Here is an 18,278-nt window from a genome sequence, read left to right on the forward strand (position 1 = left end):
AGTGAGGTGATAGGGATGATTTCAATCGGATTAACTGGCTGGGGGGATCACCCAGATGTATATAGTGAAGTAACAGCTGCAAAAGATAAATTATTTGATTATAGCGGACATTTTCCAATTGTCGAATTAGATACATCGTTTTATGCGATACCATCTGTAGAAAATGTAGAAAAGTGGTGTAAGGAAACACCGGGTAACTTTCAATTTGTTGTAAAAACATATCAAGGGATGACAGGGCATCTAAGGGATGAGCTCCCATTTGAAACACGCAATGATATGTTCAATGCATTCCGTGCATGTGCGGACGCCTTCCAAAAAAATGGTAAACTAGCAATGATTTTAGTGCAATTTCCTCCATGGTTTGACTGCCAAGGGAAAAATGTGCAATATATTCGATATATGAAGCAACGATTACATGGCTTTCCAATCGCCATTGAATTCCGCAATCAGACTTGGTATTCACAGCAAATGAAGGATAAGACATTGCAATTTTTAAAGGATAATGGCCTCATTCATACAGTATGTGATGAGCCACAAGCGGGGAGTGGGTCTGTTCCTTTTGTTCCAATTGCAACAAATGATAAGGTGCTAGTCCGTATTCATGGGCGAAATGTACATGGGTGGCGTAATATTGGTCATGGGGAAAATTGGCGTAAAGTGCGCTTTTTATATGATTATAATGAGGATGAATTACGAAAACTAGGTGAGCAAATATCCTTTTTAAATAAACAGGCAAAAGAAGTTTACGTTCTATTTAATAATAACTCTGGTGGACATGCTGCGAAAAATGCAAAGCGTATGCAGCAAATACTACAGCTCGAGTTTGATGGACTAGCACCAAAACAAATGAAATTTTTTGATGAATAATTAAGCGAAAATAAATGAATAGAGGTGGCAAAGGTGCAGGAAGTAATTCATTTCTTTCATACAAATGATTTACATAGTCATTTTAACTATTGGAAACGTAGTCAGTCGTTTATACAAATGCAGCGCCGTTTGCTGTCAGCTCGAGGCGAGACGAGTTTTTTAGTAGATATTGGCGATCATATAGATCGTTCGAATTTATATACGGAGGCTACGTTAGGAAAAGGCAATGTCAATATGCTAAACGAAGCTGAATATGATGTCGTGACAATCGGGAATAATGAAGGAATTACTTTACCTCATAATGAGCTATATCATTTATATGATGATGCTCAATTTGAGGTAGTTGTAGGTAATTTACAGTCAAAATGTGGAGACAATCCAGGGTGGTTAAAGCCGTATACGATTTTAACGACAAAGTATGGTACTAAAATTGCGGTCATTGCAGCAACAGCTCAGTTTGATGCATTTTATAAAGAGCTTGGTTGGATTGTTGTACCTCCTCGCGACTTACTAATTGAACAAGTACTACAACTTCAAAATGAAGTGGATATTATCATTTGTTTATCGCATTTAGGAATTACTGAAGATGAATTATTAGCAAAGGAATGCCCAGCGATAGATGTTATTTTTGGTGCACATACCCATCATATTTTTGAACAAGGACAAATAGACAATGGTGTTCTTCTAACAGGTGGAGGGAAGTTTGGACAATATACAGGACATTTAACACTAGAATTTGACCATGTAAAACATCAATTAGTACACAAATCCGACCGTTTATATGAAAATGCACTTTTACCTGAAGTAGAGGAAGAGAATGCATGGCTTAACGAGCTTCAAAAGCAAGCAAAGGATGTATTAGAAAAGCCTGCATTTGCATTAACAAAGCCATTAAATAAAGAATGGTTTCATCGTTCACAACTTTCTAATTTATTTGCAGAGTGCTTATATGAATATACAAATGCTGATTGTTGTATGTTTAACGCGGGCATTTTTGTAGAAAATTTGAATAAAGGTTTCGTCACTTCTTACGATATTCACAAAATATTACCACATCCAATTAATCTTTGTGTTATACAATTGACAGGTAATGAGTTAAAAGAGATATATTTACAGTCAGAAAATGAAGAGTGGCCAAGGTTAGAACTAAAAGGATTAGGTTTCCGAGGGGTTATTTTCGGTAAAATGTTAAATTATGGACTAACAATGAATAAGCAACGTGAATTTTACATTAACGGGGAATTAATCCAGCCAGATAAAGAATATAGATTAGCGACATTGGATATGTATACATTTGGCTTTTTCTTTCCGAGCTTTAAGTATGCAAAAAAACAGTACTATTTACCAGAGTTTATTCGGGATATTTTTAAAGAATATTGTAGCAAGAAATTCGCATAGAAAATGAAAATACCGCTTTTCATTGAATAATTTGGAATATATAATGATACGTAACTTAACAATAGATTGGAGACATTACAATTACATGCGATTAATATCTATTGATGTACTAAAAAAAGGAATGGTGGTAGGTCGAACGATTTGGAATGAAGCCGGCCACCCATTACTACATAAAGATGTTATCGTAACGAGCCGAATTGTGGAGCGCTTACGTGAGCTTAATATACAGTATTTATACATTGAGGACGATATATCTAACGGCATTGAAATAGAAGAAACAGTCGCTCCGACAAAGCGAATTGAGGCAGTTAAAAATATTACAAAAACCTTTAATGAAGTGAAGCAAGCGAAATCTTCTCAAGCCTCGTATGTACTGGATCAACAATCGAAAGTTATAGGATTGATTGTAGAAGATATTTTGAATTCAATTACTAACAGTGACGAAGTTTTAATGGTATTAACGGATGTATATTTATTTGATGAATACATATATCAACATTCGTTCCAAGTAACAATGTACGCCATTGCAATTGCGAAAGAAATGGGCTATCCCGCTGATGATATTCGCATAATAGGAATCGGAGCTTTGTTGCACGACGTTGGTAAATTATTAATTCCTTCAGAGATTTTGATGAAGCCAACAAAGCTAACGAATGAAGAATTCGAGGAAATAAAGCAGCATACACGATATGGTTTTGATTTACTTAGAAATTTACATTCTGTGTCGCTACTAGTTGCACATTGCGCGTATCAGCATCATGAACGAATTGATGGTAGTGGCTATCCAAGAGGATTAGTTGATTTTGAAATCCACCCATTTGCAAAAATTATAGCTGTGGCGGATGTATTTGATGCATTAACCTCGAATCGTGTTTACCGAAATAAAACATTACCAAAGGAAGCTATAGGAATTATTGAACAAGGTAAAGGGATTCAATTTGATGAGCGGGTAGTTGAGGCGTTAAAGCGCAGTGTTGTGCATTATGCAAATGGAACAATTGTGTTATTAAGTGATGGACGACGGGGTATCGTTTCAAAGCAGAATCTAGTCGATGTAACACGTCCGTGGATTCGTATTTTTGAGGAATACAATATTTTACTAGAAGCAACATATGAAATTTGTTTAAGTGATTATCCAATCTTAAATATAGAAAAAGTTGATACGAATTTTGTCGTATATTCGGAATAGATAGCACCTCCTACTCATATTTTATGAGTAAGGGGGATTTTTTTGCGTTTTCCGAAAAAGAGGCGGATGCATTTTGTTCAACCAAAGAAAAAATGGAAGAATTTAATTACCATTTTACTGGTGAGCCTTGTTATAACAGTAAGTATTAGTATATATGTAATTAATATGCGATTAATGCCAATCTATTTAGAATATGCAGAAGTACAAACACATAAAGTAGCTTCCTACGTGGTTACGAAAGCAATTAACTCCAGAACATCAAGTGTACTGGATATTAATGAAATAATTGTTGATTTACCGACGCAGTCAGATGATATGATTACAACAAAATTTAATACAGATATTATTAATCAAGTCCGTTCAGAAACCGTAACATTAGTAAAGGAATATTTAGAGCAAGCTGAAAACGGTGATTTAGCAACTTTACCAAACTTAGAAAATGTTGAATATGATGTTGGTAAAATGGAAGCCGGTGATGGGATTGTATTTTTTGTACCACTCGGGCAAGCAATGAATATACCAATTATCGGAAATCTAGGACCGAAAATTCCAATAAGATTCCATATTATCGGTAGTGTAGATAGTACTGTTGACACGGATATTCAAGAGTTTGGAATTAATAATGCGAAGGTTGAAGTAAATATATTTATTAACGTGAATGTGCAAATAATTATACCTTTTGCTAGTAGTTCAACATCTGTAGAACAAGTAATCCCAGTTGCGATAGGTTTAGTAAGAGGGACTGTACCACATATTTATAGTGCGGGGGAAGGCCCTCAACCATCTTTAGAAGTACCAGTTCCATATGAATAATACCAATTTGCTTTCGTATTAAAAGAAATTGAAATAATCAAATTTATAAGAAAAGTAAGTTGTTGCAACTAGTGGAATATGTTACATTGACAACAGCAACATTATAGAAATAGTTGAGTGAAAGGGAGAAATAATATGACATCTTGTAAACCAACTAATACTAAACAAGAACATTTACGAAAACCTGAATGGCTAAAAATAAAGCTTAATACAAACGACGAGTACAAAGCGTTAAAAAAACTAATGCGTGAGAAAAATTTGCATACAGTTTGTGAGGAAGCCCGCTGCCCAAATATTCATGAATGTTGGGGCGAACGTCGTACAGCGACAATGATGATTTTAGGATCCGTATGTACGCGTGCTTGTCGCTTCTGTGCTGTCAAAACAGGTTTACCGAATGAATTAGATTTAGCTGAACCAGAACGCGTAGCTGATTCAGTAGCTTTAATGAATTTAAAGCACATTGTAATTACAATGGTAGCTCGTGATGATTTAAAAGATGGCGGCGCTGAAGTTTTAGCAGAAACAGTGCGAGCAATTCGTCGAAAAAGTCCACTAACGTCGATTGAAGTTTTACCTTCCGATTTAGGTGGTCATGAAGAAAACTTACGCTTACTAATGGATGCCAAGCCAGACATATTAAATCATAATATTGAAACTGTACGTAGCTTAACACCAAGAGTACGTGCAAAAGCAACTTATGAACGCTCCCTTGAATTTTTACGTCGTGCAAAAGAGTTACAGCCGACAATTCCAACGAAATCTTCGTTAATGATTGGTTTAGGTGAAACATTAGAAGAAATCTATGAGGTCATGGATGATCTCCGTGCAAACAACGTAGACATTATGACAATCGGACAATATTTACAACCAACGAAAAAACATTTACCAGTAAAAAAATATTATTCACCTCTTGAATTTGGTAAACTACGTAAAATTGCGATGGAGAAAGGCTTTAGCCATTGTGAAGCAGGTCCTTTAGTACGTAGTAGCTATCATGCAGATGAACAAGTAAATGCAGCGAATCAAACGAGTCATTCCGTATGATGACTCGTTTGATTTGCGACGAAAGCGAAGCGACAGGAGCAGGAGACAATAAAAACGAGTCATTCCGTATGATGACTCGTTTGATTTGCGACGAAAGCGAAGCGACAGGAGCAGGAGACAATAAAAACGAGTCATTCCGTATGATGACTCGTTTGATTTGCGACGAAAGCGAAGCGACAGGAGCAGGAGGCAATAAAAACGAGTCATTCCGTATGATGACTCGTTTGATTTGCGACGAAAGCGAAGCGACAGGAGCAGGAGACAATAAAAACGAGTCATTCCGTATGATGACTCGTTTGATTTGCGACGAAAGCGAAGCGACAGGAGCAGGAGACAATAAAAACGAGTCATTCCGTATGATGACTCGTTTGATTTGCGACGAAAGCGAAGCGACAGGAGCAGGAGGCAATAAAAACGAGTCATTCCGTATGATGACACGTTTGATTTGCGACGAAAGCGAAGCGACAGGAGCAGGAGACAATAAAAACGAGTCATTCCGTATGATGACCCGTTTGATTTGCGACGAAAGCGAAGCGACAGGAGCAGAAGACAATAAAAAGAATCATTCTATGCAATAGAGATTTCAATTCATATACCTACAAAATTTGTTAGGAATATTGCTTTCGGTATTAATATTCTTTAACATGGAATGAAGATAGGTGGTGTGCAATTTGGTAATTGTAGAAGGTTTTATTTATGAAGTAATCGAAAATGTGCGGGATGGCTTTAAGGAAGATGCGTTTATTGCACGTTATTCAGATATTTTATCGAAATATGATTATATTGTAGGGGACTGGGGATACGGTCAATTACGATTAAAGGGATTTTTTGATGATCGAAATCAAAAATCTACTTTCGATACGAAGATTAGTACAATTGAGGATTATTTATTTGAATACTGCAACTTCGGTTGTGCGTATTTTATTGTTCAAAAAACAGGGCGTGCACCAGAGCGAGTAGCTGAGGAATTTGCAGAAGATTTAGAGCTAGACACATTAGAAAGTTAACAAGACGGGGATGCGATTATTTTGCTTCCCCGTTTTATTATGTTGTGGCGGTTTTTAATGAATAAAATGCTAACTTAATAATTCACGTAAGTACTCGCGTAATTCCACAGTGTCTGCTTCAGAACGATTGTACACATGCTCTAAATAGCCAGGCTCTTCCACATCATCTGCGCCGATAATCGCAAAGCGTCCGAACTGAATATCTAAAACAAGTACTTTACCAAAAAAACGACTGCTTTGTAATATGGCTAAATCATAGCGCAGTGTTTTTCCAGCAAAGCTGACAAAGCGCGTTTTTGTATCTTCTACATCATCATATAAGAAAAATCGTTCCATTTTGTTTTGAACCCCTTCCATCTCTAAAGAATATGGTACTATATAAGGGAAAACACTATCAACTTTTATTGATTGAATGGAGGCTTTATCTATGTACTTCGTAGATAGAAATAAAATTACATTAAACTTAAAACACTTAGACGAGCTATTAGCCATTTTTGAAGCAAATGATAATTGGTTATCAGATGATATTCATAAATTAGCATTACAACGTATCGGTCATAATGTGATGGAAGCGATGATGGATGTTGGGAACTTAGTAATCGACGGCTTCATTATGCGTGATCCTGGTAGTTATGAGGATATTATCGATATTTTTGTTGATGAAAAGGTTATCACACCAGATATGGACGCCCCATTGAAGGCAGTAGTTGGCTTGCGTAAAATGATTGTACGTGAATTTGTTGCAGTAGATAACGAAGAAATTATAAATGTCTTAACAGCAAATTTAGCATCAATGAAGCAATTCTCTGGAAAAGTACATGACTATTTAACAAATGAATTAGGTCCTGTTTCAGCATTTTTACCAGAGGATCATCAATGATCAATTACAAAGCATATTGTTTTGATTTAGATGGGACAATTTATCGTGGGAGGGCAGAAATAGAGTCCGCTGTGAAATTTGTTCACTACTTACAGCAACAAAATATCGAACCATTTTATTTAACAAACAATTCATCGAAAACTCGTGAAATGCTCCAGCAAATATTGGCGAATATAGGGATTCAAGCACCACTGGAACATATATATTCAAGCTCGTTAGCTACGGCGAAATACGTTGCAAAAATTTGCCCAGAAAAACGGGTTAATGTTGTTGGGGAAGATGGAATTCGTCAAGCACTATTTCAAGAAGGTATTGAAATTACCGAGGAGCAAAGTGCGGTGCTTGTGATGGGCATTGATCGTCAAATGACGTATGAAAAACTTGTTAAAGCAAGTACTTACGTACAAAATGGTGCACAGTTAATCGGTACGAACGGAGATATAAAATTTCCAAGAGAGGATGGCTTTGCACCAGGTAATGGCTCTTTCGTACATTTAGTTGCGAATGTTGCAGGGGTGTCGCCTACTTTTGTCGGGAAGCCGTCGCCAGTTATGCTGCAAATTATTGCCGAGGATCATCACTTCTCAAAGGAGGAGATGATCATGGTTGGGGATAATTACGACACCGATATATTATGTGGTATCCATTTTGGCTGTGATACGATCCATGTCAATACTGGAGTTACACCAACACATATCGTTAAGCAACAGAAGCTATTGCCAACCTATTGTGTTGACAATTTACTAGAACTATTAAAATAAACAGCAATAATAAAATCCGATGTGGTATCTTTACCACATCGGATTTTCTTCGATATATTCATAAATGCGCTTAGTTAGCTCAGTAGGCGTTTCAGCTTCGACAAGATCGCCGTTTACGACTGCATAAAGGGAATTTGCACACTTTGTACAATAGCTTAAACAGCCATATTCAAGCACATCAATATTTGGATCTCTTTCAAGTGCTTCGTAAGTTTCTTGGGCACCGTTTGCGAGATTACTAATACAAAACTCTACTAATGGATTCAACTCGTTCACCTCACTATTAGCCATGCTACTTTGTTTTTTTGTTGGCGTCAATTTCTATGTTTGAGAAGGTATTATTATTATTAAACTTATATGTGAAAAACTTCACAAAATATCATTAAAGATATTGTGAAATCTATCACAAATGGTTATAATGATTATGGAATATTTGTGAACAAGCTTATTAATGGAGATATGAGGGAGTAACCTATGAAGAAATTAGTATTATTAGGTGGCGGATATGGTAATATGCGTATTTTACTTCGTTTATTACCGAACTTACCAAAAGACGTAGAAATCACTTTAGTGGACCGTACGCCTTTCCATAGTTTAAAAACAGAATTTTATGCACTAGCTGCAGGAACGTCAACAGATAAGGAAATTCGTGTTGCCTTTCCAGAACATGATCGTTTAAAACGAGTATATGGAGAAATCGTTCGAATCGATCGTGAAGACAAAAAAGTTTATTTAGATGAAGGTCAAGAAGTCGCATATGATCAACTTGTTATCGGTCTTGGCTGTGAAGATAAGTATCATGGCGTACCAGGTGCTGATGAATTCACTTACAGCATTCAAACAATCGCAAAATCTCGTACGACATTTGAAAAAGTTTGCGGTTTACCAGCAGGCTCAACGGTTGCAATCGTAGGAGCAGGTCTTTCAGGTATTGAACTTGCAAGTGAATTACGTGAAAGCCGAGCAGATTTAAATATTAAATTATTTGACCGTTCTGCACGTATTTTACGTGATTTCCCTGAAAAATTAAGCCACTACGTAAAATCTTGGTTCATAAAGCATAATGTAGATGTGATTGCAGAATCAAACATTACACGTGTAGAAGAAGGGCGATTATTCAACCACGATGAAGTCATCGAAGCGGATGTTATCGTATGGACAGCTGGTGTACAGCCAGTAAAAATCGTACGTGAATTAGACGTAGAAAAGGACAAATTCAATCGTCCAATCGTAACGAATCATTACCATGTAGTTGGGGATGAAGATGTGTATGTAGTAGGGGACTGTGCATCTTCACACTTACCACCAACAGCTCAATTAGCTGAGGAGCAAGGTGAGCGTATTGTGAAAGTGCTACGTATGCGTTGGAATGGTGAAACATTACCAGAGCAACTATCAGAAATTAAACTAAAAGGCTTCATGGGCTCGCTTGGTAAAAAACAAGGCTTTGTTCATTTAGCGGATACAACAGTAACGGGTCGTATTGCACGTTTAATGAAATCTGGTTTACTTTGGATGTACAAACGTCAAAACGAGAACTAATACAAAACATGTCCTGTAAGCTCTTACTGCTCGCAGGACATTTTATTATTCTTCAACTGCTTTAAAGCCAGCATTTTCTAGTGCTGCGAAGACAGGTTTAATTTGCACATAACCTTCCCCAACAACTTCTTCATTCACTAAAACAAGGGGATAGAAAAATTCATCTTCTTGAATACGGTTAGCATAATCTTGATCGCGCTCATTATCAATTACACCTTCAATATCAATATAACGAATTGTAAACGGTTGTTCAGGATATTTTCGTTCGATAGCAGCTTGTAGCCACTCATATGTATCTTTTGATGATGGCGCGTTAACACAGCTTGCACACATAATGTCTGCACCAAACACTTCTATAATTGGTTTTGATTGTGACATAGATTTTCAAACCTTTCGCTATTCAGTAATGGATTTTTTTACTCCTTCACATTATAATGATTTTAATGAAGGGAGTCGAGTAAAATGACAGAAACAGAACAATTTAATCAAGTACAAGAAGTTTTAGATAAATTACGCCCATTCTTATTACGTGACGGCGGTGACTGTGAATTAGTGGATATTGAAGACGGTATCGTAAAATTACGTTTACTAGGTGCATGCGGAAGCTGCCCAAGTTCTACAATTACATTAAAAGCAGGTATCGAGCGCGCACTTTTAGAAGAAGTCCCAGGTATTGTTGAAGTAGAGCAAGTTTTCTAATGAAATCAATTAAGGAGTAAGAGACAAAATCTCTTACTCCTATTGTTTTTATTGTTGGATTTTTTCTTTTGCATCACGCACTAATGTCCATTGTTCTCTTGCCATATCTACTAGCTTTGCTTCGCCACCTACTCGTTGACTTTCAATAACGCGCGAGAAGAAGCGTGTAGCATTTTCATAATCATTAAGACGTCTTGATAACTCAGCGATCATATACATGATACGTACACCAGACATTTGTGTAGTAGCATAATCCTCTGTTGAGAAGCTTTCCAAATAGTGATCACGAGCTACCTTTAAGAAACGCTGTTCTTGTCCTTCGTTTTTTAAAGAACGATATAACCATGCTAAGCGTAAAGCTAAACCAGAAGTAATAACATATTTCTCTTTCTTTAATGTGGCACATAAAAAGGCTAATTTATACGCCTGAATAGCATCAAAAACTGTGCGCTCATTTTTAAAACTATGTGGAATCCATTTTTCGCATACATTCGCATCGATTTGTTCTTTTACACCTGGTGCAAAATATTTATTGAAATCTTCTGTAAATGAAAATCCGCAATGCTGGCATACGAAAACATTGTAATAAAGGGCATTTATGTGATTGTCAGCATATATTGGTTGAAAGTCAGATTCTGTATCATCAACTTTAATAGCTTTCGTTCGTACTTTTAATGTAGGAAAGCTTTTTTTGCAGTGCAAGCAATCTACATTTTTTTCGTAAAAAGGTGAAATCTCCATAGTAATTCAAACCTTTCTAATTCAATTTTTTCCGCAAAGTTTCACTATAACCATATTATAGCAAGAACTGTTAATCATAAGTAATAAATTATTGAGATAATTATGAATTTTTTAGGTCTATTTTCCTTAGAGAAATAAAATTGTTATAGTGCATTTATCTTTTAAGCAGTTTTGTTGTCAGATTAGAAACACAATTGATATGATGGTGTATAAGAAGGAAGGTGACTGAAATGACAAGTGAAAAACAAGTAATTATATTAACGGAAGCAGCCGCATTTCAAGTCAAAGAAATGATGGCTCATAACGAAGAGGAACATGCAAGTCTACGTGTAGCGGTAAAAGGTGGAGGCTGCAGTGGCCTATCATACGGTATGGCATTTGATCAAACAATTAATGAAGATGATTATACAGACAACCAATACGGGATTCAAATCATCGTATCTCATGAAGATGCAGGTATTTTACAAGGTACGAAAATTGATTTTAAGCAATCGTTAATGGGTGGTGGATTCACAATCGACAACCCGAACGCACTTGCTTCATGCGGCTGCGGAACAAGCTTTAAAGCGGCAGCACGACCAGCAGTAGAGCAACCATGTGAATAAAATATAACCAATGGGGATTGTAAATAACGGACAAATACAGCGTGTATACAATCCCGAAAATATGTAAACACAACCCTAAATCTGTGCTTTTAGGGTTGTAAATACCAAGCCTCTTTCATTTGTATGTTGTAATACATCATAAATTGAAGAGGCTTTTTCATTATTCTTTTCCTAAATATTGTTCAAAGTCTTCTTTAAAAAATGCGTGAAGAATACAAGGTTGCTTTTCTTTTGTTTCTAAAAATTCATGTTCCTTTGGAAATTCCTCTTCTACATTTAATCGAATGAACGGTAACTTTTCCTGAGCCTTTTGAGAACGTATATTTGTCATCCTTGCACCTGCAAATACAACATCTAACTGTAACACTTCAAAAGCAATTTTTAAAATTTCTATTTTCGACAGTAAATTGTATCCCTTCCCCCAATATTCATGTCCAATCCAGCTCCCAACATGACAGCTTTTTTTAATTTGGTCGATATACATTAATGTAGTGACACCGATTAATTGACCATTCTCGTTTAGGATAAGGCGTGATACGGTTTTACCTAATTGCTCTTCTGCGAGTACCCGCTGATTAAAACGCATTGTATCTTCAACCGATTGTTTAGGTAACCCAAGTGCATTTTTTACTTCAAAAGCTTGCGAAAGTCGATTTATATCATCTGCATACTGATGATCATGCTTTATTAGTTTAATTGAAACCATTACAATTCCCCCTAAAATAGTGTTACAATAAAAATCAAATAAAACCTATAATGTAACTTGGAAATGGCGTATACTTTTGTCATATGGAATTATTTGAATTATTATAATGTTAACACCTTTCGATCTATGATAGGGAATTAAATAATTGCGTAAGATTAAGAAGGAATATCATCATGCAACCTTTTTGTCACGATTGTGTCTTTCTAATAAGGAGGCTATTTAAATGAGTGTATTAGAGATGTTAGATAAATTAGACCAAATGGAAATTTTATATGAGCCAATATATAGCGCGGATGGACATCGAATTATTGCCTATGAAGTAATTGGGCAAATCGAAGGTGAGAATGGTGTCATTAATATAGAGCAGTTTACATACGACAAAGACGTACCAGCAGATATTCGAGCAGAAATAGAACAGCTATTAGTTCGTAAATCATTGCAATCAGTTGCACATTTAATTGAAGATGTAGGCTTATTTATTCCATGTAATCCAAATTTATTAATGAACGACTTTGGCGAAAGTTATTTTACCTTATTAAAAGGAGTTATTAAGGAAGAAAGCTTACCGAATATTACGCTCGTTATGGCAGAACACAAATACGAAGGAAATATTAAACAGCTCCATCACTTAATTCGCTACATTAAAACCTATGGGGTAAAAGTTGCTCTATCAGATGTTGGTTCACAGACGCAATTAGAAAATTTATTAATGTTAGAACCAGCTGTATTAAAAATTAATGTGGAACAGCTTAATTACAATTTATGGGGCGCTCAAAATCATGCTTTTGCGACAATTCGAGCTCTTGCTGTAAAAATGGGGACATTATTATTATTTGAAAATATTGAAACAGTATATCAATTGCAGCATGGTTGGAAAAATGGTGCACGTTATTATAAGGGACCTTATTTACAGCTCCCATTAAAAGAGTTTTTCTCTCGGGATTCATTAAAGGAACGTTTCCGGAAAGAATGCGAGCAATTTATTGCAACCGAGAAAAAGCAATTATTGCAAAAATACGAGGAAATGAAACGCCTTGAAAAAACGATTTGTACAATTGTTGAGCAAGTTCAACCGTCAAGCTCGAATGAGGAAAAAATGATGCAACTTGCTAAGGCACTACAAAATTGTGCATTTCGAATTTATATTTGTGATAGTAATGGATTCCAGACGTCTCCAAATATCCGCTGGAAAAATCATCAATGGGAAATACAAGGAGAAGCGAAGGGGAATAATTGGAGCTGGCGTCCATATTTCTTATTAAATATCATTAAAATGACTAAGGATCATAAAGGTGAATTATCATCTGTTTATAGTGATATTGAAACGGGAGAACTAACAAGAACGTATTCTATGGCACTTGAAAGTGAAGAGTTTTTATTTATTGATATTTCATATGAGTATTTATACGAATATAATATTGTGAATTAATGAAAAGGGAGCGTCAATATTTTTGTGTAAATGACTTTCCAACCCTTCAGGGTAGAATATCACTTTTTATTTATCTTTCACGTAATCAAATGAATAATTTGTCACTGGCCCATCCTGTCTATTCTGCTGGGTCGTATAGCTTTTCAAAAATCTCCGTAAGTTCTGATCGAGCCTTGTTAAAGCCTAGATGACATCTTGTGGCGAAGCGTTGATTATAGTCCTCAAATTGCGTCACAAGGAAGCGTTCCAGTGATTCTTCATTTGGAAATTGTTCTTTACGTTTCGTATATTTCTTGATTTGTTTATTGAACGATTCAATTAAATTCGTCGAATAAATGCTTCGCCAAATATCTTTAGGAAAGTCATAAAACGTCAGTAAGAACGCATTGTCTGTTAAAGAATTTACGACTTTTGGATACGCTTTTTTCCATGTATCACAAAAAGTATCGAGCGCTTTTTGACCTTTTTCTTTGCTCGCTGCTTTGTAAATCGTTTTGAAATCATCGCAAATAGCCTGGCGATCTTCTACGCGAACTTTATGCGAAATATTACGTGCAACATGCACTAAACATGTCTGGTACTGCGCTTTCGGAAATACAGTTTGAATTGCGTCAACCATGCCTTTTAAACCGTCCGAAATGAATAATAGGACATCTTCTACGCCACGTTCTTTTAATTCTTTCAACAGTTCATGCCAGTTGTATGCAGATTCTGTTGGGGCTATTGTGTAGGCCAGTACTTCTTTTGAGCCATCTTCGCGAATGCCGACGGCAATATACACAGCTTCTTTTGAAACGGTATCACGACGCACAGCGATATAAGTCGCATCTAAATAAACGCAGACGTAACGATTGTACAACGTGCGATTATTGAATGCTGCTACTGTTTCAGAAACAGCCTTTGTCATGTTTGAAATCGTTTGTGGTGTGTAATGATGCCCGTACATTTTCTCGATTAAAGACGAGATTTCAGACATCGTAATGCCTTTTTTGAACAGGTGAATCACGGTTTCTTCGAGCGTATCATTCGTACGTTTATAAGGTGCAACGGTCTGTTGTTTGAATTCACCATTGCGATCACGTGGAATTTGAATCGTCAGCTCACCAAATTCTGTTTTTAACGAGCGTTCGTAAGAACCGTTGCGAGAATTACCTGAATTAAAACCAATGCGATCGTATTTTTCGTAATCAAGGAATTCGGTTAATTCCGTAGCTAGCAGCGAATTCACGGCTGTTTCTAAATGTGAGCGAAAAACTTCAGTTATATCTTGTTTTTGGACTAGAGCTTGAACGATTTCTGTTGTAAACTGATTCATAGGGAAGACCTCTTTTCTGGGATTAGTTGTGGTGACTTAATTCTACCAAGAAAAGGTCTTCCTTTTTCTATGTCTTCAGTTATTTACACAAAATATTTTATACTCTCAATGAAAAGGCTGTATACATTTTAGAAGATATGAACGCTATCTTAGTAATGTATACAGTTTTTTTATAGGATGAATCTCTTTTTTGCGTAATTTTTGTAGGAAATCAGTGAAAATATAGCCTTTATTCAAATGTTCGCTTAATAGAAATTAATTGAAATTCATAAAAAAAAGGGCTAATATTAATGATAGAAGTTCAGAAAATGAAGTTAATCTAGCGTATAGTCTCATTAAAAGGAAGTATGAAATGTTACTTCTTTTTTCTTTGTATATGAGAATGACATCTTCTATTTAATATATGATAGTATTTGTCTATTAATCTTGCGCTAGTACAATAAAATTAAAGGGGTTTTAATTCCAATGAAAAGACCAACAATTTTAGTATTAGGCGCGGGCTATGGAGGTTTAACAACGGTTGTAAATTTACAAAAAATGATTCACGCAAATGAAGCAGAGATTATTTTAGTGAATAAAAATAACTATCATTATGAAACAACATGGTTACATGAAGTAGGAGCAGGTACAATCTCTCCTGATAAAGCGCGTTATCCTATTGCAAATGTTATTAATAATCATGTGAAATTTGTGCAGGCAACAGTAGAAAGCTTAGATGTGAACACGAAAAAGGTAGAAACTTCTGCTGGTGAATTCACATATGATTATTTAGTTATTGGTTTAGGCTTTGAGGGAGAAACATTTGGTATTCCAGGACTTAAAGAGTACGCGTTATCATTAACTAATATAAATACAGCGCGACAAGTACGTGAACATATTGAATATCAATTTGCTTCTTGGTCGTTAGAAGAAGAAAAAGATGATAGTAAGCTTACAATAATTGTTGGCGGTGCTGGTTTTACTGGAATTGAGTTTTTAGGGGAGCTTGGGAATAGAGTACCAGAATTATGTAAAGAGTTTGATATTCCGCAAGAAAAAGTTCGCTTATTATGTGTAGAAGCAGCACCTATGGTTTTACCAGGCTTTGATCCACAGCTTGTTGAATATGCTAAAACACAATTATCTAAAAAAGGAATCGAGTTCTCGATTGGTACGCCAATAGTAGAAGCAACTGCAGAAGGCGTTAAAATTAAAAAAGAGGAAGATGTTTTCGAATTTATCAAAGCTGGAACGGTAGTATGGGCAGCGGGTGTTCGTGGAAATAGTTTAATTGAATCATCAGGCATTGAATCAAATCGTGCGCGTATTGCAGTGCGTGAGGATATGCGTGCTCCTGGTTATGATGAGGTGTTCGTAGTAGGTGACTGTGCGTTTTTATTGAACGAAGAGGCAGGACGACCTTACCCGCCAACAGCTCAAATTGCAATGCAGCAAGCGGTGAATATTGCGAAGAACATTAAGCATTTAATGAACGGTGAAGAAACAGAGACATTTGTTTATGATGATAAAGGTGCGGTATGCTCTTTAGGACATGATGATGCAATTGGGAATGCAGTAGGTCGTAAATTTACAGGTAAACCTGCTTCAGCGCTGAAAAAGGTTGTAGATGATCGTGCGCTCTTCTTAGTTGGTGGCGTTGGTCTTACATTAAAAAAAGGGAAATTTAAATTCCTCTAAATAACAAATATATGACAGGGGCTTGTCTGGAACGTGTTTTCGGGACAGGTCCCCTTTTGCTATAAGAAAAGGGGAGTGTTTAATATGGCTAAGGATAGAGGCAAGGTTTGGTTAGGTGTAGCTGGAATTGTGGAAAACTATCTGGGGGAATGGCTTCTTGTAAAAAAGACTTATGGAGGTTTAAAGGGAGTTTGGTCACTTCCAGCAGGCTTTGTCCAAGAAGCTGAAACCGTAACAACTGCTACGATGCGAGAGGTATTAGAAGAAACGGGGGTTGTTTGCAAAGTAAAGGGGCTAATTGGTTTTCGTTCGGGCGTTATATTAAACGATATCAGTGACAATATGGCAATCTTTTATTGTGAGCCTGTTGAAGAAATCCCCCACATTGTCATACAGGAAAAGGAAATCGTTGAGGCATGCTGGATGGCACCTAGAGAAATTATAAAGCATGAATTATCTTCTGTTATGCTAAAGGAGATGGCAAATGAACACTTAGAGCGTCATATCCATCCACTTAACGAAGGGGTAAATCCAGGCGCAGTATTTGGATATAGTGAATATCATTTGTTTTTCAAGAAATAGCTTTTGGAAATATAGAGAAATATGATATATATATGGATAACTTTTGACAATTATCAGCTTCTTTTCTTTATTCTAGAAGTATAATTGAAAGATACCGCCTAATCATGTAAAATTATGAGAGATTATTGGGGGTATACATATTATGAATGATGTTTCGTTAGTGCAATTAATGATCTCGGTTGTATTGTTTTTTGTTATGTTTTTCGGAATTGGCTTCTTACTAAACATGTTATTACGTATGACATGGTTAATGGCAGTTCTTTATCCTATCGTAGTCGTATTTATTATTGATGAAGTAAGTTTTTTAGATTATATTTTTAAGCCAGGGACAGCTTTTCCAGCTTTAGTTGATAAGGTGCAAGCATTGCAACTTGTTGATGTATTAATTTTAACAGGAGGCTTTGGTGGTGCAATTGTAGCAGGCTTTGTCATGATTGCATTGCGTAAACAAGGCTATCGAATGTTTTAAAAAAAGACACGCTTACAAATAGATTGTAGGCGTGTTTTAATTAATTTATAAACTTTGGACACTATAGACAATTACAGCAAGGATTACTCCTGCCATTCCGCCGATGAATACCTCGCTCTTTTTATGACCGAGTAAAGTTTTTAAGTCCTCTATTTTTTCCTCTTCATTCATTTCCGGCCAGCGTTTAATTTCTTTAAAAAAAACTTGTAGGTCGTGGCGCATTTCGTTTAAGATGGCGGCGTGACGTCCGGCTTGAAAACGAACATGGCTAGCATCATACATTACAATTCCAGCAAGCATTGCAGCAACAGCAAAAATAGGGGAATCAAAGCCTGTTTCGAATCCAACACCAACTGCTACACTTGTTACGGCAGCAGAGTGAGAGCTAGGCATTCCACCAGTTGATGTAAGTAATGCCCAGTCAATTTTACGAGTTACGATAAAGTTGATTGGAACTTTTAATATTTGAGCAAAAATGATGGCAAATACTCCAAGCCAAAGTGGCGTATTTTGTAATAGTTCGATATTAACACCCACTTCCTTCATATTGA

The 18,278-nt window shown here is 36.2% G+C and carries 22 protein-coding genes and 1 pseudogene; 16 read left to right on the forward strand and 7 right to left on the reverse strand.

Annotation, left to right across the window (positions count from 1 at the left end; translation table 11 throughout):
- Window positions 1–15: 15 nt before the first annotated feature.
- The 7 genes from MKZ17_RS04555 (at window position 16) to MKZ17_RS04585 (ending at window position 6,321) form a co-directional block, all read left to right on the forward strand.
- Window positions 16–867, forward strand: coding sequence for a DUF72 domain-containing protein (locus tag MKZ17_RS04555; RefSeq protein ID WP_340722617.1), 852 nt, complete (start codon window positions 16–18; stop codon window positions 865–867).
- 33 nt (window positions 868–900) lie between these two features.
- The gene (locus MKZ17_RS04560; RefSeq protein ID WP_340722618.1) at window positions 901–2,265 is read left to right on the forward strand and encodes a bifunctional metallophosphatase/5'-nucleotidase; all 1,365 of its coding nucleotides are present in this window, start codon (window positions 901–903) and stop codon (window positions 2,263–2,265) included.
- An 85-nt stretch (window positions 2,266–2,350) separates the two neighbouring features.
- Window positions 2,351–3,454 carry an HD-GYP domain-containing protein gene (locus MKZ17_RS04565; protein WP_340722619.1) on the forward strand — a complete coding sequence of 368 codons (1,104 nt, stop codon included), beginning with the start codon at window positions 2,351–2,353 and terminating at the stop codon, window positions 3,452–3,454.
- Window positions 3,455–3,520: 66 nt separating this feature from the next.
- Window positions 3,521–4,267, forward strand: a complete 747-nt coding sequence (yunB, locus tag MKZ17_RS04570) for a sporulation protein YunB (RefSeq protein ID WP_445326938.1) — start codon at window positions 3,521–3,523, stop codon at window positions 4,265–4,267.
- A 135-nt stretch (window positions 4,268–4,402) separates the two neighbouring features.
- Window positions 4,403–5,314: a lipoyl synthase gene (gene lipA, locus MKZ17_RS04575; protein ID WP_340722621.1), complete on the forward strand. Its 912-nt coding sequence runs from the start codon at window positions 4,403–4,405 to the stop codon at window positions 5,312–5,314.
- Entirely contained in the window at window positions 5,311–5,892 is a 582-nt protein-coding gene (locus tag MKZ17_RS04580) for a hypothetical protein (protein WP_340722622.1), read from the forward strand. The genes lipA and MKZ17_RS04580 overlap by 4 nt, the downstream gene beginning before the upstream one ends.
- A gap of 93 nt (window positions 5,893–5,985) precedes the next feature.
- Window positions 5,986–6,321, forward strand: coding sequence for a YutD family protein (locus tag MKZ17_RS04585; RefSeq protein WP_340722623.1), 336 nt, complete (start codon window positions 5,986–5,988; stop codon window positions 6,319–6,321).
- Between the two features lie 69 nt (window positions 6,322–6,390).
- Here MKZ17_RS04585 and MKZ17_RS04590 read toward each other — a convergent pair whose 3' ends face one another.
- Window positions 6,391–6,657 (reverse strand): DUF3055 domain-containing protein, encoded by a 267-nt coding sequence (locus MKZ17_RS04590; RefSeq protein WP_340722624.1) that lies wholly within the window; start codon window positions 6,655–6,657, stop codon window positions 6,391–6,393.
- 91 nt (window positions 6,658–6,748) lie between these two features.
- Between MKZ17_RS04590 and MKZ17_RS04595 the strand changes: the two genes are divergently transcribed.
- On the forward strand, window positions 6,749–7,201 hold the full coding sequence (locus MKZ17_RS04595; protein ID WP_340722625.1) for a DUF86 domain-containing protein: 453 nt from the start codon (window positions 6,749–6,751) through the stop codon (window positions 7,199–7,201).
- A complete protein-coding gene (locus tag MKZ17_RS04600) occupies window positions 7,198–7,962 on the forward strand; it encodes a TIGR01457 family HAD-type hydrolase (protein ID WP_340722626.1) in 765 nt (254 codons plus the stop codon). The genes MKZ17_RS04595 and MKZ17_RS04600 overlap by 4 nt, the downstream gene beginning before the upstream one ends.
- A gap of 30 nt (window positions 7,963–7,992) precedes the next feature.
- On the opposite strand, the gene MKZ17_RS04605 is transcribed toward MKZ17_RS04600, so the two are convergent.
- Complete coding sequence (locus MKZ17_RS04605; RefSeq protein WP_340722627.1) at window positions 7,993–8,229, reverse strand: YuzB family protein; 237 nt, start codon at window positions 8,227–8,229, stop codon at window positions 7,993–7,995.
- A 207-nt stretch (window positions 8,230–8,436) separates the two neighbouring features.
- Between MKZ17_RS04605 and MKZ17_RS04610 the strand changes: the two genes are divergently transcribed.
- Entirely contained in the window at window positions 8,437–9,504 is a 1,068-nt protein-coding gene (locus MKZ17_RS04610; RefSeq protein WP_340722628.1) for an NAD(P)/FAD-dependent oxidoreductase, read from the forward strand.
- 45 nt (window positions 9,505–9,549) lie between these two features.
- Here MKZ17_RS04610 and MKZ17_RS04615 read toward each other — a convergent pair whose 3' ends face one another.
- Complete coding sequence (locus tag MKZ17_RS04615; RefSeq protein ID WP_340722629.1) at window positions 9,550–9,882, reverse strand: YuzD family protein; 333 nt, start codon at window positions 9,880–9,882, stop codon at window positions 9,550–9,552.
- Here MKZ17_RS04615 and MKZ17_RS04620 point away from each other — a divergent pair.
- A pseudogene (locus tag MKZ17_RS04620) lies at window positions 9,839–10,203 on the forward strand (NifU family protein). The gene MKZ17_RS04615 and the pseudogene MKZ17_RS04620 sit on opposite strands and share 44 nt — an antisense overlap.
- Before the next feature lie 48 nt (window positions 10,204–10,251).
- Here the strand turns inward: MKZ17_RS04620 and MKZ17_RS04625 are convergent.
- Window positions 10,252–10,944 (reverse strand): DUF2225 domain-containing protein, encoded by a 693-nt coding sequence (locus MKZ17_RS04625; RefSeq protein WP_340722630.1) that lies wholly within the window; start codon window positions 10,942–10,944, stop codon window positions 10,252–10,254.
- Between the two features lie 230 nt (window positions 10,945–11,174).
- Between MKZ17_RS04625 and MKZ17_RS04630 the strand changes: the two genes are divergently transcribed.
- A complete protein-coding gene (locus MKZ17_RS04630) occupies window positions 11,175–11,549 on the forward strand; it encodes a HesB/IscA family protein (protein ID WP_340722631.1) in 375 nt (124 codons plus the stop codon).
- Between the two features lie 160 nt (window positions 11,550–11,709).
- Here MKZ17_RS04630 and MKZ17_RS04635 read toward each other — a convergent pair whose 3' ends face one another.
- The gene (locus MKZ17_RS04635) at window positions 11,710–12,255 is read right to left on the reverse strand and encodes a GNAT family N-acetyltransferase (protein ID WP_340722632.1); all 546 of its coding nucleotides are present in this window, start codon (window positions 12,253–12,255) and stop codon (window positions 11,710–11,712) included.
- Between the two features lie 223 nt (window positions 12,256–12,478).
- On the opposite strand from MKZ17_RS04635, the gene MKZ17_RS04640 reads away from it, so the two are divergent.
- A complete protein-coding gene (locus tag MKZ17_RS04640) occupies window positions 12,479–13,684 on the forward strand; it encodes an EAL-associated domain-containing protein (protein ID WP_340722633.1) in 1,206 nt (401 codons plus the stop codon).
- Between the two features lie 118 nt (window positions 13,685–13,802).
- On the opposite strand, the gene MKZ17_RS04645 is transcribed toward MKZ17_RS04640, so the two are convergent.
- Entirely contained in the window at window positions 13,803–14,999 is a 1,197-nt protein-coding gene (locus MKZ17_RS04645) for an IS256 family transposase (protein WP_445326895.1), read from the reverse strand.
- Window positions 15,000–15,464: 465 nt separating this feature from the next.
- On the opposite strand from MKZ17_RS04645, the gene MKZ17_RS04650 reads away from it, so the two are divergent.
- The 3 genes from MKZ17_RS04650 to MKZ17_RS04660 all read left to right on the forward strand — a co-directional run bounded on the left by MKZ17_RS04650 (window position 15,465) and on the right by MKZ17_RS04660 (window position 17,727).
- Window positions 15,465–16,676, forward strand: coding sequence for an NAD(P)/FAD-dependent oxidoreductase (locus tag MKZ17_RS04650; RefSeq protein ID WP_340722634.1), 1,212 nt, complete (start codon window positions 15,465–15,467; stop codon window positions 16,674–16,676).
- A gap of 84 nt (window positions 16,677–16,760) precedes the next feature.
- Window positions 16,761–17,258 (forward strand): NUDIX hydrolase, encoded by a 498-nt coding sequence (locus MKZ17_RS04655; protein WP_340722635.1) that lies wholly within the window; start codon window positions 16,761–16,763, stop codon window positions 17,256–17,258.
- Window positions 17,259–17,400: 142 nt separating this feature from the next.
- Window positions 17,401–17,727: a YuiB family protein gene (locus MKZ17_RS04660; protein ID WP_445326896.1), complete on the forward strand. Its 327-nt coding sequence runs from the start codon at window positions 17,401–17,403 to the stop codon at window positions 17,725–17,727.
- A 45-nt stretch (window positions 17,728–17,772) separates the two neighbouring features.
- On the opposite strand, the gene MKZ17_RS04665 is transcribed toward MKZ17_RS04660, so the two are convergent.
- The gene (locus MKZ17_RS04665; RefSeq protein ID WP_340722636.1) at window positions 17,773–18,264 is read right to left on the reverse strand and encodes a divergent PAP2 family protein; all 492 of its coding nucleotides are present in this window, start codon (window positions 18,262–18,264) and stop codon (window positions 17,773–17,775) included.
- Window positions 18,265–18,278: the final 14 nt, after the last annotated feature.

Source organism: Solibacillus sp. FSL R7-0682, assembly GCF_038005985.1.
GTDB lineage: Bacteria > Bacillota > Bacilli > Bacillales_A > Planococcaceae > Solibacillus.

Excerpts from the sequence above, each read along its gene's own strand:
- MKZ17_RS04555 (WP_340722617.1), top strand. The coding sequence starts at position 16 with ATGATTTCAATCGGATTAACTGGCTGGGGGGATCACCCAGATGTATAT.
- MKZ17_RS04565 (WP_340722619.1), top strand. The coding sequence starts at position 2,351 with ATGCGATTAATATCTATTGATGTACTAAAAAAAGGAATGGTGGTAGGT.
- yunB (WP_445326938.1), top strand. The coding sequence starts at position 3,521 with ATGCATTTTGTTCAACCAAAGAAAAAATGGAAGAATTTAATTACCATT.
- lipA (WP_340722621.1), top strand. The coding sequence starts at position 4,403 with ATGACATCTTGTAAACCAACTAATACTAAACAAGAACATTTACGAAAA.
- MKZ17_RS04580 (WP_340722622.1), top strand. The coding sequence starts at position 5,311 with ATGATGACTCGTTTGATTTGCGACGAAAGCGAAGCGACAGGAGCAGGA.
- MKZ17_RS04590 (WP_340722624.1), bottom strand. The coding sequence starts at position 6,657 with ATGGAACGATTTTTCTTATATGATGATGTAGAAGATACAAAAACGCGC.
- MKZ17_RS04595 (WP_340722625.1), top strand. The coding sequence starts at position 6,749 with ATGTACTTCGTAGATAGAAATAAAATTACATTAAACTTAAAACACTTA.
- MKZ17_RS04600 (WP_340722626.1), top strand. The coding sequence starts at position 7,198 with ATGATCAATTACAAAGCATATTGTTTTGATTTAGATGGGACAATTTAT.
- MKZ17_RS04610 (WP_340722628.1), top strand. The coding sequence starts at position 8,437 with ATGAAGAAATTAGTATTATTAGGTGGCGGATATGGTAATATGCGTATT.
- MKZ17_RS04615 (WP_340722629.1), bottom strand. The coding sequence starts at position 9,882 with ATGTCACAATCAAAACCAATTATAGAAGTGTTTGGTGCAGACATTATG.
- MKZ17_RS04625 (WP_340722630.1), bottom strand. The coding sequence starts at position 10,944 with ATGGAGATTTCACCTTTTTACGAAAAAAATGTAGATTGCTTGCACTGC.
- MKZ17_RS04630 (WP_340722631.1), top strand. The coding sequence starts at position 11,175 with ATGACAAGTGAAAAACAAGTAATTATATTAACGGAAGCAGCCGCATTT.
- MKZ17_RS04635 (WP_340722632.1), bottom strand. The coding sequence starts at position 12,255 with ATGGTTTCAATTAAACTAATAAAGCATGATCATCAGTATGCAGATGAT.
- MKZ17_RS04640 (WP_340722633.1), top strand. The coding sequence starts at position 12,479 with ATGAGTGTATTAGAGATGTTAGATAAATTAGACCAAATGGAAATTTTA.
- MKZ17_RS04645 (WP_445326895.1), bottom strand. The coding sequence starts at position 14,999 with ATGAATCAGTTTACAACAGAAATCGTTCAAGCTCTAGTCCAAAAACAA.
- MKZ17_RS04650 (WP_340722634.1), top strand. The coding sequence starts at position 15,465 with ATGAAAAGACCAACAATTTTAGTATTAGGCGCGGGCTATGGAGGTTTA.
- MKZ17_RS04655 (WP_340722635.1), top strand. The coding sequence starts at position 16,761 with ATGGCTAAGGATAGAGGCAAGGTTTGGTTAGGTGTAGCTGGAATTGTG.
- MKZ17_RS04660 (WP_445326896.1), top strand. The coding sequence starts at position 17,401 with ATGAATGATGTTTCGTTAGTGCAATTAATGATCTCGGTTGTATTGTTT.